The sequence below is a fragment of the Streptomyces lavendofoliae genome (assembly GCF_014649735.1).
Classification (GTDB): domain Bacteria; phylum Actinomycetota; class Actinomycetes; order Streptomycetales; family Streptomycetaceae; genus Streptomyces; species Streptomyces lavendofoliae.
This window is the reverse complement of the sequence record NZ_BMTP01000014.1, coordinates 73,476-87,372: the sequence shown is the minus strand read 5'-3', so window position 1 is coordinate 87,372 and position 13,897 is coordinate 73,476. Positions and strand designations below refer to the sequence as shown.

10 protein-coding genes are annotated in these 13,897 nt (G+C 71.8%); 5 read left to right on the top strand and 5 right to left on the bottom strand.

From position 1 onward, the window contains the following. The first annotated feature begins 43 nt into the window (after nucleotides 1-43). From IE109_RS24750 to mshC, 4 genes are all read left to right on the top strand, one after another. A complete protein-coding gene (locus IE109_RS24750; protein WP_189553452.1) occupies nucleotides 44-730 on the top strand; it encodes a histidine phosphatase family protein in 687 nt (228 codons plus the stop codon). Between the two features lie 64 nt (nucleotides 731-794). After that, a complete protein-coding gene (locus tag IE109_RS24745) occupies nucleotides 795-1,385 on the top strand; it encodes a DUF3090 domain-containing protein (RefSeq protein ID WP_084897554.1) in 591 nt (196 codons plus the stop codon). Next, the gene (locus IE109_RS24740; RefSeq protein ID WP_189553450.1) at nucleotides 1,349-2,176 is read left to right on the top strand and encodes an SCO1664 family protein; all 828 of its coding nucleotides are present in this window, start codon (nucleotides 1,349-1,351) and stop codon (nucleotides 2,174-2,176) included. Before IE109_RS24745 ends, IE109_RS24740 begins: the two co-directional genes overlap by 37 nt. A 103-nt stretch (nucleotides 2,177-2,279) precedes the next feature. Continuing rightward, nucleotides 2,280-3,509, top strand: coding sequence for a cysteine--1-D-myo-inosityl 2-amino-2-deoxy-alpha-D-glucopyranoside ligase (gene mshC / locus IE109_RS24735; RefSeq protein WP_189553448.1), 1,230 nt, complete (start codon nucleotides 2,280-2,282; stop codon nucleotides 3,507-3,509). Between the two features lie 72 nt (nucleotides 3,510-3,581). On the opposite strand, the gene IE109_RS24730 is transcribed toward mshC, so the two are convergent. The 5 genes from IE109_RS24730 to IE109_RS24710 form a co-directional block, all read right to left on the bottom strand. Then, a complete protein-coding gene (locus tag IE109_RS24730; RefSeq protein ID WP_189553446.1) occupies nucleotides 3,582-4,691 on the bottom strand; it encodes a PAC2 family protein in 1,110 nt (369 codons plus the stop codon). A gap of 361 nt (nucleotides 4,692-5,052) precedes the next feature. Continuing rightward, complete coding sequence (locus tag IE109_RS24725; RefSeq protein ID WP_189553444.1) at nucleotides 5,053-6,663, bottom strand: glycerol-3-phosphate dehydrogenase/oxidase; 1,611 nt, start codon at nucleotides 6,661-6,663, stop codon at nucleotides 5,053-5,055. A 15-nt stretch (nucleotides 6,664-6,678) separates the two neighbouring features. Beyond that, on the bottom strand, nucleotides 6,679-8,205 hold the full coding sequence (gene glpK, locus IE109_RS24720) for a glycerol kinase GlpK (RefSeq protein ID WP_189553442.1): 1,527 nt from the start codon (nucleotides 8,203-8,205) through the stop codon (nucleotides 6,679-6,681). Nucleotides 8,206-8,237: 32 nt separating this feature from the next. Continuing rightward, the gene (locus IE109_RS24715; RefSeq protein ID WP_189553440.1) at nucleotides 8,238-9,029 is read right to left on the bottom strand and encodes an MIP/aquaporin family protein; all 792 of its coding nucleotides are present in this window, start codon (nucleotides 9,027-9,029) and stop codon (nucleotides 8,238-8,240) included. Nucleotides 9,030-9,263: 234 nt separating this feature from the next. Next, the gene (locus IE109_RS24710) at nucleotides 9,264-10,028 is read right to left on the bottom strand and encodes an IclR family transcriptional regulator (RefSeq protein ID WP_189553668.1); all 765 of its coding nucleotides are present in this window, start codon (nucleotides 10,026-10,028) and stop codon (nucleotides 9,264-9,266) included. 236 nt (nucleotides 10,029-10,264) lie between these two features. Between IE109_RS24710 and metH the strand changes: the two genes are divergently transcribed. Beyond that, nucleotides 10,265-13,777: a methionine synthase gene (metH, locus tag IE109_RS24705; protein WP_189553438.1), complete on the top strand. Its 3,513-nt coding sequence runs from the start codon at nucleotides 10,265-10,267 to the stop codon at nucleotides 13,775-13,777. Nucleotides 13,778-13,897: the final 120 nt, after the last annotated feature.

Sequence of the window (13,897 nt, the reverse complement as noted above, 5' to 3'; positions counted from 1 at the left end):
CCCCGGGCGCCTCGCACGCGTCGGGCCGCCTAGGCTGGCAGGCATGGCCACGTTGATCCTCGTACGGCACGGACGCTCCACCGCCAACACCTCGGGGGTGCTCGCGGGCCGGACGCCCGGGATCGCCCTGGACGACCGCGGTACCGCGCAGGCCGCGGCGCTGCCCGGCCGGCTGGCCGGGGTGCCGCTCGCGGCGGCCGTGACCAGCCCGCTCCAGCGGTGCCGGGAGACCCTCCAGCCGCTGCTGGACGCCCGCCCGGGGCTGCCCGTGCACCCCGACGAGCGCATCGGCGAGTGCGACTACGGCGACTGGTCCGGGCGCAAGCTCGCCGAGCTCGCCGACGAGCCCCTGATGGAGGTCGTCCAGCGGCACCCGTCCAACGCGGCGTTCCCCGGCGGCGAGTCGATGCGCGCCATGCAGGCGCGTGCCGTCGAGGCCGTGCGCGAGTGGAACGCGCGCGTGGAGGCGGAGAGCGGGGAGGACGCCGTCTATCTGATGTGCTCGCACGGCGACATCATCAAATCGCTCGTCGCCGACGCACTCGGGATGCATCTCGATCTGTTCCAGCGGATCCATGTCGATCCTTGTTCCGTGACGGCGATCCGTTACACCCGTCTCAGGCCGTCGATTCTGCGTCTCGGCGACACCGGGGACTTCGCGGGGCTGATCCCGCGCGAGGAACCGGGCGGCGAGGCCGCCGAGGTGGGCGGCGGCGCGGGAGCACCGTGATCGAATCGCACAGTAGGGTGGACGGGCCGTAGCGCCGTCCGAACCGAAGCAAGGGAGAGGGAACGTGTCCCGTCAGGTGTTCCTCTATGACCCACCGGAGCGTTTCGTGGCCGGCACGGTCGGGCTGCCTGGCCGCCGTACGTTCTTCCTCCAGGCCTCCGCCGGCGGGCGGGTCACCAGTGTCGCCCTGGAGAAGACGCAGGTGGCCGCGCTCGCCGAGCGGATCGACGAGCTGCTCGACGAGGTGGTGCGGCGCACCGGGGGCAACGCCCCGGTCCCCGCCGTGGCGCCGTCCGACGTCACGGACACCGCGCCGCTGGACTCTCCCGTGGAGGAGGAGTTCCGGGTCGGCACGATGGCGCTGGCCTGGGACGGCGAGGAACAGCGCATGATCGTCGAGGCCCAGGCGCTGGTCGAGCTGGACGTGGAGTCCGAGGAGGACCTCGCGGAGGCCGAGGAGCGGCTGCTCCAGGACGAGGAGAACGGCCCGCCGATGCTGCGGGTCCGGCTCACCGGGGCGCAGGCGAGGGCGTTCGCCAAGCGTGCCCTCGACGTGGTCAACGCGGGCCGGCCGCCGTGCCCGCTGTGCAGCCTGCCGCTCGATCCGGAAGGACACGTATGCCCGCGCCAGAACGGATACCGCCGCGGGGCCTGACGGCGGTGGAGCTGCACGATCTGCTGGCCAAGGGCGAGCTGACGGTCCGGGGCCGGGTCCGCGAGGCGTCCAACGCGGTGCTGCTGTGCTCCGTGGCGTACGAGGACCGGGAAGTCGACTGCGTCTACAAGCCCGTCGCGGGGGAGCGGCCCCTGTGGGACTTCCCCGACGGGACGCTGGCGCAGCGGGAGGTGGCCGCCTACGAGGTGTCCGAGGCGACCGGCTGGGGCCTGGTGCCGCCGACCGTCCTGCGGGACGGCCCGTACGGGCAGGGCATGGTCCAGCAGTGGATCGAGGGCGATCCGTCCGCCTCCCTGCTGGCGCTGGTCGACGGCGAGGAGCCGGGCGAGGGCTGGCGGGCGGTCGGGCTCGCCCAGGTCGACGAGGACCGCACCGCCCTGCTCGTGCACGCCGACGACGTACGGCTGCGGCGGCTCGCCGTGCTCGACGCGGTGATCAACAACGGCGACCGCAAGGGCGGGCACCTGCTGCCCGCGCCGGACGGCCGGCTGTACGCCATCGATCACGGCGTGACCTTCCACGTGGACGACAAGCTGCGCACCCTCCTGTGGGGCTGGGCCGGCGAGCCCCTTCCCGCGGAGGCGGAGGAGGTCCTGGCCCGCCTGGACGGCTCCCTGGCGCCCGGGGAGCCCCTCGCCGCCCGCCTGGCGGAGCTGATCACCCCGGCCGAACTCGCGGCGCTGCGGGTCCGGGTGGCCGCCCTGCGTTCCTCGGGCCGGCACCCGGAACCCTCGGGACAGTGGCCGGCCATCCCCTGGCCACCGGTCTGACCCGGCAACCGCACAGGACGGCCGAAGGCGCAAGAGGGCGTGTTCGGTCATGATTTCCTCATCCGGTTCGTATCCGGAACCGGCGTCCGGTTACGCTCGTGACATGCATGCCTGGCCCGCTTCTGAGGTCCCCGCCCTGCCCGGCAAGGGCCGCGACCTCCGGATCCACGACACCGCGACCGGCGGACGAGTGACCCTCGACCCCGGCCCCGTCGCCCGTATCTACGTGTGCGGCATCACGCCGTACGACGCGACCCACATCGGTCACGCGGCGACCTACAACGCGTTCGACCTCGTTCAGCGCGTGTGGCTCGACACCAAGCGGCAGGTCCACTACGTGCAGAACGTCACCGACGTGGACGATCCGCTCCTGGAGCGGGCGGTCCGCGACGACATCGACTGGGTCGCCCTCGCCGAGAAGGAGACGGCCCTCTTCCGGGAGGACATGACCGCCCTGCGGATGCTCCCGCCGCAGCACTACATCGGCGCCGTCGAGGCCATACCCGGCATCGTGCCGCTGGTGGAGCGGCTCCGGGACGCGGGCGCCGCGTACGAACTCGACGGCGACGTGTACTTCTCCGTGGAGGCCGACCCGCACTTCGGCGAGGTCTCGCACTACGACACCGAACTCATGCGCGCCCTGTCCGCCGAGCGCGGCGGCGACCCCGACCGCCCGGGCAAGAAGAACCCGCTCGACCCGATGCTGTGGATGGCCGCCCGCGAGGGTGAGCCCAGCTGGGACGGCGGCAGCCTCGGGCGCGGCCGGCCGGGCTGGCACATCGAGTGCGTGGCCATCGCCCTGGACCACCTCGGCATGGGCTTCGACGTCCAGGGCGGTGGCTCCGACCTGGTCTTCCCGCACCACGAGATGGGCGCCTCCCACGCCCAGGCGCTGACCGGCGAGCACCCGTTCGCCAAGGCGTACGTGCACGCCGGGATGGTCGCCCTGCACGGCGAGAAGATGTCCAAGTCCAAGGGCAACCTCGTCTTCGTCTCCGCGCTGCGCCGTCAGGGCGTCGACCCGGCCGCGATCCGGCTCGCCCTGCTGGCCCACCACTACCGTGCCGACTGGGAGTGGACGGAGGAGGTGCTCCAGGAGGCCGTGGAGCGGCTGGACCGCTGGCGTGCGGCGGTCTCCCGGCCCGACGGGCCGTCCGCCGACGCGCTGGTCGAGGAGGTGCGCGAGGCGCTGGCCGACGACCTGGACGCCCCGGCCGCCCTCGCGGCCGTCGACCGCTGGGCCGCCCGCCAGCAGGCGGAGGGCGGCACGGACGAGGCCGCGCCCGGCCTGGTCTCCCGCATCGCCGACGCCCTGCTGGGCGTGGCGCTGTAGGGGCGCGGGGCACCGCTGACGACGAAGGGGCGGCACCTCGGCCGAGGTGCCGCCCCTTCGTCGTGCGTCCCGTCAGTCCTCCTGCGCGTCCGGCGAATCCGGCGCGTCCGGCGCGTCCGGCGAACCGGGGGAGTCCGGTGTGTCCGGGGTCCGGGGGGCTTCCGGGGTGCCCGGCGTCTCCGGGGCCTCCGCGCGCTCCGGGAGGTCCGCCAGCTCCGGGGAGCCGCCGTCCGGGCCCGCACCCGCGTCGTCCGCCTTCGTCGGCTTCGGCGGGCGGGTCCGCCCGCTCGACGTGTCACGCAGGTACGAGCTGTCCCCGGTCTCCGTCGCGTGGCCCGGCCCGCCGTCCCGCCGCCGCAGGTACCGCTCGAACTCGCGGGCGATGGCCTCGCCTGACGCCTCCGGCAGCTCCGCCGTGTCCCGTGCCTCCTCCAGCGTCTGGACGTACTCCGCCACCTCGCTGTCCTCCGACGCCAGCTGGTCCACGCCGACCTGCCAGGCCCGCGCGTCCTCGGCCAGCTCGCCCAGCGGGATGCGCAGGTCGATCAGGTCCTCCAGCCGGTTGAGCAGCGCCAGCGTCGCCTTCGGGTTCGGCGGCTGCGACACGTAGTGCGGCACCGCCGCCCAGAGGCTCACCGCCGGTACGCCCGCGTGCGTGCACGCCTCCTGGAGGATGCCGACGATGCCCGTCGGGCCTTCGTACCGGGTCTCCTCCAGGTCCATGGTGCGCGCCAGGTCCGGGTCGGACGTGACCCCGCTGACCGGCACCGGCCGGGTGTGCGGGGTGTCGCCGAGCAGCGCGCCCAGGATCACCACCATCTCCACGCCCAGCTCATGGGCGAATCCGAGCAGTTCGTTGCAGAACGAGCGCCAGCGCATCGACGGCTCGATGCCGCGGACCAGGACGAGGTCGCGCGGCTTGTCACCACCGACCCGGACCACCGAGAGGCGGGTGGTGGGCCAGGTGATCTTCCGTACCCCGCCGTCCAGGTACACCGTGGGCCGGTTGACCTGGAAGTCGTAGTAGTCCTCGGCGTCGAGCGCCGCGAACACCTCGCCCTTCCACTCCCGTTCCAGGTGCGCGACCGCGGTGGAGGCGGCGTCGCCGGCGTCGTTCCAGCCCTCGAACGCGGCCACCATGACCGGGTCGATCAGCTCGGGAACCCCCTCGAGCTCGATCACCCAGGCCTCCTTCCGAAGTTCCGTGCGTACGGACCAACCTTACGGCTTTCCGGGGGCCCGCCCGCAGCCCCTGTACAGGGCCGAGTGCTGTTCCGACCGGGAGCCACTACCCACGACGACCGGGGGAAACACGGCGGGAAGTCAGCCGATCGGTGCGCGCGCCGCCGCCGGCCCGCCCCGCCGCGTGCCGCCGCCCGCACCACCACCCGGCCGCCCGCCGGGCCCCCGACCGGTCCCGCAGCCCGGTCCCGCCCGGCCTCATCCGCGCGCGGCGCCCGGGTTCGTCAAGGCGTACGGCGAGGGCGGCCCCCCTGCGGGGGCCGCCCTCGTGATCCGTGCGGTCGTGGCCTGAATCGTGCGGTCAGGCCTTCTTGCCGAGCATGTCCTCGACCCTGGTGCGGATCTCGTCCGTCGCCAGGCCGCGGATCGTCAGGGTCGTGCGGCGGCGGAGCACGTCGTCCGCGGTCTCCGCCCACTCGTGGTCGCGGGCGTAGGCGACCTGGGCCCAGATCTCCGGCGCGTCCGGGTGGATGCGCTCGGCCAGCTCGGGGTTGTCGTTGGCCAGGCGCGCGATGTCGAAGGAGAGCGAGCCGTAGTGCGTGGCCAGGTGGCGCGCGGTGTCGGCGGACATGCGCGGGCCGGGCGTGCCGCCGTCGACGAGCAGCCGGTGGGCCACCGCGTTGGGGTTGGCTATGCCGGGCAGCGGCAGCTTCTTGGGCAGTCGGGAGACGGGCTCCATGTCCTCGCCCAGCGGGTGGCCGGGCAGGGACGCCAGCTTGTTCATCACCGTACGGCCGATGTGACGGAACGTCGTCCACTTGCCGCCGGCCACCGACAGCATGCCGCCGCGGCCCTCGGTGACGACCGTCTCGCGCTTGGCCTTGGAGGTGTCGCCGGGCCCGCCCGGCAGCACCCGCAGACCGGCGAACGAGTAGGTGATCAGGTCCCGGGACAGCTGCTGGTCGCGGATGGAGAACGCGGCCTCGTCCAGGATCTGGGTGATGTCCTTCTCGTCGACCGCGACCTCGCCGGGGTCGCCCTCGTACTCCTCGTCGGTCGTGCCGAGCAGCAGCATGTCCTCCCAGGGGAGGGCGAAGGTGATGCGGTACTTGTCGATCGGGGTGGCGAGCGCTGCCTTCCAGGGGGAGGTGCGCTTCAGGACGAGGTGCGCGCCCTTGGACAGGCGGATGGAGGGGGCCGCGTTCGGGTCCTCCATCCGGCGCAGGTGGTCGACCCACGGTCCGGTGGCGTTGAGGACCAGGCGGGCGTCCACGCCGAACTCGTCGCCGCTGGTGCGGTCCTTCAGGTCGGCGCCGGTCACCCGGCCCTGGGTGAAGCGCAGTCCGGTGACCTCGGCGTGGTTGAGGACGGTGGCGCCCGCGTCGACGGCGGCGCGGACCGTCATCAGGGCCATCCGGGCGTCGTTCATCTGGTCGTCGCCGTACACGGCGACGGCCTTGAGGTTGTCGGTGCGCAGCTCCGGCACGTCCTGGGCGGCCTTGGCGGGGCTCAGGAGGTGGCCGACGCCGTCGCCGAAGGCGGAGAGCGCCGAGTACGCGAAGACGCCCGCGCCGAGCTTGGCGGCGCCGTGCGGCCCGCCCTTGTAGACCGGCAGGTAGAAGGTGAGCGGGTTGGCCAGGTGCGGGGCGACCTGGCGGGAGACGGCGCGGCGCTCGAAGTGGTTCTCCGCGACCAGCTTCACCGCGCCGGTCTGCAGGTAGCGCAGACCGCCGTGGAGCAGCTTGGAGGAGGCGGAGGAGGTGGCGCCGGCGAAGTCGCCGGCGTCCACCAGGGCCACCCGCAGCCCGGACTGCGCGGCGTGCCAGGCCGTGGAGATGCCCAGGATGCCGCCGCCGATCACCAGGAGGTCGTAGGTGGCCTTGGAGAGCTGCTCCCGCGTCTCGGCACGGCTCGGCAGGGAACCGGCAGCCGGGTGCGTCCCGAGGGCGGGGACGCTCTGCAGGGTGGTCATGTCGATGTCTCCTCGTCAGTTCTCTTCTTCGACCCAGCCCATGGAGCGTTCAACGGCCTTGAGCCAGTTCTTGTACTCGCTGTCGCGCTTGTCGGCGTCCATGCGGGGGGTCCACTCGGCGGCCCTGCGCCAGTTGGCGCGCAGCGCGTCGGTGTCGGGCCAGAAGCCGACGGCCAGGCCGGCGGCGTATGCGGCGCCGAGGCAGGTGGTCTCGGCGACCATGGGGCGCACCACGGGGGCGTCCACGAAGTCGGAGAGGGTCTGCATCAGCAGGTTGTTGGAGGTCATGCCGCCGTCGACCTTGAGCGCGGCCAGTTCGACGCCGGAGTCCTTCGTCATGGCGTCGGTGATCTCGCGGGTCTGCCAGGCAGTGGCCTCGAGGACGGCGCGCGCGATGTGCGCCTTGGTGACGTACCGGGTCAGGCCGGCGATCACCCCGCGGGCGTCGGAGCGCCAGTACGGGGCGAACAGGCCGGAGAAGGCCGGGACGAAGTACGCGCCGCCGTTGTCGTCGACCGAGGACGCGAGCGTCTCGATCTCGGCGGCGGAGTTGATCAGGCCCATCTGGTCGCGCATCCACTGCACCAGCGAGCCGGTGACGGCGATGGAGCCTTCCAGGGCGTACACCGGGGCCTGGTCGCCGATCTTGTAGCCGACGGTGGTGATCAGACCCGAGTAGGAGTTGATGATCTTCTCGCCGGTGTTCAGCAGCAGGAAGGTGCCCGTGCCGTACGTCGACTTGGCCTCGCCCTCGGAGAAGCAGGTCTGGCCGAACAGGGCCGCCTGCTGGTCGCCGAGCGCGGACGCGACCGGGACGCCGTCCAGCACGCCGCCCTTGACGTGGCCGTACACCTCGGCGGAGGAGCGGATCTCGGGCAGGACCGTCGTCGGCACCTCCATGGACTGGGCGATCTTGTCGTCCCACTCCATGGTGTGGAGGTTCATCAGCATGGTGCGGGAGGCGTTGGTGACGTCGGTGACGTGGCGACCGCCCTCCACACCGCCCGTGAGGTTCCAGATGACCCAGGAGTCCATGGTGCCGAAGAGGATGTCGCCGGCTTCCGCCCGCTCGCGCAGGCCCTCGACGTTGTCGAGCATCCAGCGGATCTTCGGTCCGGCGAAGTAGGAGGCGAGCGGCAGGCCCGTCTCGCGGCGGAAGCGGTCCTGGCCGACGTTGCGGCCGAGCTCCCGGCACAGGGCGTCGGTGCGGGTGTCCTGCCAGACGATGGCGTTGTGGACGGGCTCACCGGTGTGCTTGTCCCACAGCAGGGTGGTCTCGCGCTGGTTGGTGATGCCGATGGCCTTGACGTCGGCGGCGGTGATGCCGGCCTTCTCGACGGCGCCGGCGACGACCTCCTGGACGTTGGTCCAGATCTCGGTGGCGTCGTGTTCCACCCAGCCGGGCTTGGGGAAGATCTGCTCGTGCTCCTTCTGGTCGACGGAGACGATGCGTCCGTCGCGGTCGAAGACGATGCAGCGGCTGGAGGTGGTGCCCTGGTCGATGGCCGCGATGAACGGGCCGGCGGTGTGTGCGTCGGTCACGGTTGCTCCCGTAGGTGAGTGAGAAGGACGGCTCAGGCGAACGCGATGGTGTAGATACCCGCGGCGAGGGCTCCGCCCATCAGCGGGCCGACGACCGGGATCCAGGCGTAGCCCCAGTCGGAGCCGCCCTTGTTCGGCAGCGGGAGCAGGGCGTGCACGATGCGCGGTCCGAGGTCACGGGCCGGGTTGATGGCGTAACCGGTCGGGCCGCCGAGGGAGAGGCCGATGCCGACGACGACGAGTGCGGTGATCAGGGCGCCGAGGGTGCCGAGGCCCTTGCCGCTGTCGTTGAGGCCCTGGGTGAGGACCGCGAGGACGAGCACGGTGGTGCCGATGATCTCGGTGGCGAGGTTCTGCCAGACGTTGCGGATCTCGGGGCCGGTGGAGAAGACGCCGAGCACGGGGCCGGCCTTGGCCGCCGCCTCGTCGTGCGGGCCCTCGATCGCCTTGTCGGCGGGGTCGCCCACGATCTCGGGGTCGGTGAGGTGCGCGTGGAACTGCCCGTAGTAGGCGATCCACACCAGCGCCGCGCCGATCATGGCGCCGAGGAGCTGGCCCGCGAAGTAGACCGGGACGTTCTTCCAGTCCCCGTCCTTGATCGCGATACCGACCGTGACGGCGGGGTTCAGGTGGGCGCCGGACAGCGAGCCCGTCATGTAGACGGCGGTCAGCACCGCGAAGCCCCACCCGAAGGTGATGGCCAGCCAGCCGGCGTTCTGCGCCTTGGAGCGCTTGAGTACGACGGCGGCGACCACACCACCGCCGAGCAGGATGAGTACGGCGGTACCAATGATCTCGCCGATGAAGATGTCGGAGCTGGACACCCGCGACTCCTTTGTCCTTCGTCCAGGGGAAGGCGAACCCCGGGTCCCTCCGGTGGTCCGCGCCCTCAGGTGAGAGCGTTAACCGGCCTCCTGGCGTTGTCACACTCTAACGCGTATTGCCGGTAGGTGTTCGACAATGCCGACCGATGAACGGCAGTTTTGCCCCCTGGTAAACGTGACGTCAAGAGTTCTGTTGGCCGAAACTCGTTCGTTACCGACGAGGCGCCCGGGGCGTCAGAACCGCCCGGCGCCCAGATCCCGGGAGACCGCGCGGGCGCAGTCCCGCACCGCCGCGACCAGCTCCTGGCGCAGCTCGCCCCCGTCGCAGACCCGCTCCACGGCTCCGGTGATGGCGACCGCCCCCACGGGCATGCGGCGCCGGTCGTGGATGGGCGCGGCCACCGACGCGACGCCCTCCCAGGTCTCCTCCACGTCCGCCGCCCAGCCGCGCGCCCGCGTCAGGTCGAGCACGGCCTCGAAGTCCTCCAGGTCCGTGACGGTACGCGGGGTGAACACCTTCCGCTCGACCTCCAGGGCCTCGGTGTGCGCCACCGGGTCGTAGGCGGACAACACCTTGCCGAGGGCCGTGGAGTGCAGCGGCTGCATGGCCCCGACCTCGAGGACCTGCCGGCTGTCGTCGGGCCGGAAGACGTGGTGGACGACCAGGACGCCGTGCTGGTGCAGCACCCCCAGGTGGACGCTCTCGCCGCTGGAGCGGGCCAGGTCGTCCGTCCACACCAGGGCGCGGGCGCGCAGCTCGTGCACGTCCAGGTAGCTGTTGCCGAGGCGGAGCAGCTCGGCGCCCAGCTGGTAGCGGCCGGAGGCGGGGTCCTGCTCCACGAAGCCCTCCGCCTGGAGGGTGCGCAGGATGCCGTGCGCCGTACCCTTGGCGAGGTCCAGCGACGAGGCGATGTCCGACAGTCCGAGTCGGCGCTCGCCGCCGGCGAGCAGTCGCAGCATCGCCGCCGCCCGTTCCAGCGACTGGATGTTCTTCGGCATCGCCCGGCCCTTCTCCCGCAGTTCGACAATGCTGAACACTATCGGTCGTTGCCGACCTTGAGCCACATCGAGGAGACCCCCCGGGAACCCGCACGTGCGGACGACGCCGCCCCAGCATGCCGTCCCACCACCTGGAACGAGATGCCCGCCCCGGCGGGTACACGGTTACTCTGGCCCGGTGCGCCCTCCCCCGAAGGCGCAAAGCCGACAGCCGTCGCATCCCTGGGAGCTCATCCATGGCCTCGTCGCCGACCCCTTCCGCAGACAGCAGGACCCGAGCCGCCGCCCTCCGCGAGGCGCTGGCCTCCCGCGTGGTCGTGTCCGACGGAGCCATGGGCACGATGCTCCAGGCGCAGGACCCCACCATGGAGGACTTCGAGGGCCTCGAGGGCTGCAACGAGATCCTCAACGTCTCCCGGCCCGACATCGTCCGCACGGTCCACGAGGAGTACTTCTCGGCCGGCGTCGACTGCGTCGGGACCAACACGTTCAACGCGAACTTCTCCGCCCTCGGCGAGTACGACATCTCCGACCGCATCGGGGAGCTGTCCGAGGCCGGGGCCCGGATCGCCCGCGAGACCGCCGACCGGTTCACCGCGGGCGACGGGCGGCAGCGCTGGGTGCTCGGCTCCATGGGCCCCGGCACCAAGCTGCCCACCCTCGGCCACGTCGCGTACGGGACCCTGCGCGCGGCCTACCAGCAGAACGCGGAGGGCCTGATCGCCGGCGGCGCCGACGCGCTGCTCGTGGAGACCACCCAGGACCTCCTCCAGACCAAGGCCGCCATCCTCGGCGCCCGCCGGGCCCTGGAGGTCGCCGGGCTCGACCTGCCCCTCATCTGCTCCGTCACCGTCGAGACCACCGGCACCATGCTGCTCGGCTCCGAGATCGGCGCCGCGCTGACCGCGCTGGAACCGCTCGGCATCGACATGATCGGGCTGAACTGCGCCACCGGCCCCGCCGAGATGAGCGAGCACCTGCGCTACCTCGCCCGCCACTCCCGCGTCCCGCTGTCCTGCATGCCCAACGCCGGCCTGCCGGTCCTGGGCAAGGACGGCGCGCACTACCCGCTGACCGCGCCCGAGCTGGCGGACGCGCAGGAGACCTTCGTACGGGAGTACGGACTCTCCCTGGTCGGCGGCTGCTGCGGTACGACGCCGGAGCACCTGCGCCAGGTCGTCGAACGCGTCCGCGACCTCACCCCCGCCGAGCGCCGGCCCCGCCCCGAGCCGGGCGCCGCCTCGCTGTACCAGACCGTGCCGTTCCGCCAGGACACCGCCTACATGGCGATCGGCGAGCGGACCAACGCCAACGGCTCCAAGAAGTTCCGCGAGGCGATGCTGGAGGGCCGCTGGGACGACTGCGTGGAGATGGCCCGCGACCAGATCCGCGAGGGCGCCCACATGCTGGACCTCTGCGTGGACTACGTCGGCCGCGACGGCGTCGCCGACATGGAGGAGCTGGCCGGCCGGTTCGCCACCGCCTCCACCCTGCCGATCGTGCTGGACTCCACCGAGGTCGAGGTCATCCGCGCCGGACTGGAGAAGCTCGGCGGCCGGGCCGTGATCAACTCGGTGAACTACGAGGACGGCGACGGACCGGAGTCCCGCTTCGCCAAGGTCACCGCGCTGGCCAGGGAGCACGGCGCGGCCCTCATCGCGCTGACCATCGACGAGGAGGGCCAGGCCCGCACGCCGGAGACCAAGGTCGCCATCGCCGAGCGGCTGATCGACGACCTGACCGGCAACTGGGGCATCCGTGAGGAGGACATCCTCATCGACACCCTGACCTTCACCATCTGTACCGGTCAGGAGGAGTCCCGCAAGGACGGCATCGCCACCATCGAGGCGATCCGCGAGCTGAAGCGACGCCACCCGGACGTGCAGACCACCCTGGGCCTGTCCAACATCTCCTTCGGCCTCAATCCGGCCGCCCGGGTCCTGCTCAACTCCGTCTTCCTCGACGAGTGCGTCAAGGCGGGCCTCGACTCGGCCATCGTGCACGCCAGCAAGATCCTGCCGATCGCCCGGTTCGACGAGGAGCAGGTCACCACGGCCCTCGACCTGATCTACGACCGGCGCGCCGAGGGCTACGACCCGCTCCAGAAGCTCATGCAGCTGTTCGAGGGCGTGAACACCAAGTCGCTGAAGGCCGGCCGGGCCGAGGAGCTGGCCGCGCTGCCGCTGGAGGAGCGGCTCAAGCGCCGGATCATCGACGGGGAGAAGAACGGCCTGGAGGCCGACCTCGACGAGGCCCTCACCACCCGCCCCGCCCTCGACATCGTCAACGACACCCTGCTGGACGGGATGAAGGTCGTCGGCGAGCTGTTCGGGTCGGGCCAGATGCAGCTGCCGTTCGTGCTCCAGTCCGCCGAGGTGATGAAGACCGCGGTGGCCTACCTGGAGCCGCACATGGAGAAGACGGACGACGACGGCAAGGGCACCATCGTCCTGGCCACCGTCCGCGGCGACGTCCACGACATCGGCAAGAACCTCGTCGACATCATCCTGTCCAACAACGGCTACAACGTCGTCAACCTCGGCATCAAGCAGCCGGTCTCGGCCATCCTCGAGGCCGCGGACGAGCACCGGGCCGACGTGATCGGCATGTCGGGTCTCCTGGTCAAGTCGACCGTGATCATGAAGGAGAACCTGGAGGAGCTCAACCAGCGGGGCCTCGCGACCCAGTACCCCGTCATCCTCGGCGGCGCCGCCCTCACCCGTGCCTACGTCGAGCAGGACCTGCACGAGATCTACCAGGGCGAAGTCCGCTACGCCCGCGACGCGTTCGAGGGACTGCGCCTGATGGACGCCCTCATCGCCGTCAAGCGCGGCGTCCCCGGCGCGACGCTCCCCGAGCTCAAGCAGCGGCGGGTGCGCCCGGCCGCCGGCGCCGTGGTGGACGAGCCGGCCCCCGAGGACGGCGTCCGCTCCGACGTCGCCACCGACAACCCCGTACCCACCCCGCCGTTCTGGGGCACCCGGGTCGTCAAGGGCATCCAGCTCAAGGAGTACGCCTCCTGGCTGGACGAGGGCGCCCTGTTCAAGGGCCAGTGGGGCCTGAAGCAGACCCGCGCCGGCGACGGCCCCACGTACGAGGAGCTCGTCGAGACCGAGGGCAGGCCGCGGCTGCGCGGCTGGCTGGACCAGCTCCACACCGGGAACATGCTGGAGGCCGCGGTCGTCTACGGCTACTTCCCGTGCGTGTCCAAGGGCGACGACCTGATCCTCCTCGACGAGAGCGGCAACGAGCGCACCCGCTTCACCTTCCCGCGCCAGCGCCGCGGCCGCCGCCTGTGCCTGGCGGACTTCTTCCGCCCCGAGGAGTCCGGTGAGACCGATGTCGTCGGCCTCCAGGTGGTTACCGTCGGCAACCGGATCGGCGAGGCCACCGCCGAGCTGTTCGCCTCCGACTCCTACCGCGACTACCTGGAGCTGCACGGCCTGTCCGTCCAGCTGGCCGAGGCGCTCGCCGAGTACTGGCACGCGCGCGTACGCGCCGAGCTGGGCTTCGCCGCGGAGGACCCCGCCGACGTGGAGGACATGTTCGCGCTGAAGTACCGCGGCGCGCGGTTCTCGCTCGGCTACGGCGCCTGCCCCGACCTGGAGGACCGGGCGAAGATCGCGGACCTGCTCCGGCCGGAGCGGATCGGCGTCCACCTCTCCGAGGAGTTCCAGCTCCACCCCGAGCAGTCCACCGACGCCATCGTCATCCACCACCCGGAGGCGAAGTACTTCAACGCGCGCTGACCGGCGCCGCGACGTACACTGGTCGGTCCAGTGCAGGCCGGTCGCTCTCCCCGTCGATCCCGGCGGACTCCGGCGGGACCCGGACGGGGCCCCCGCGGGGGTCCCCGCCGGGACTTCCCA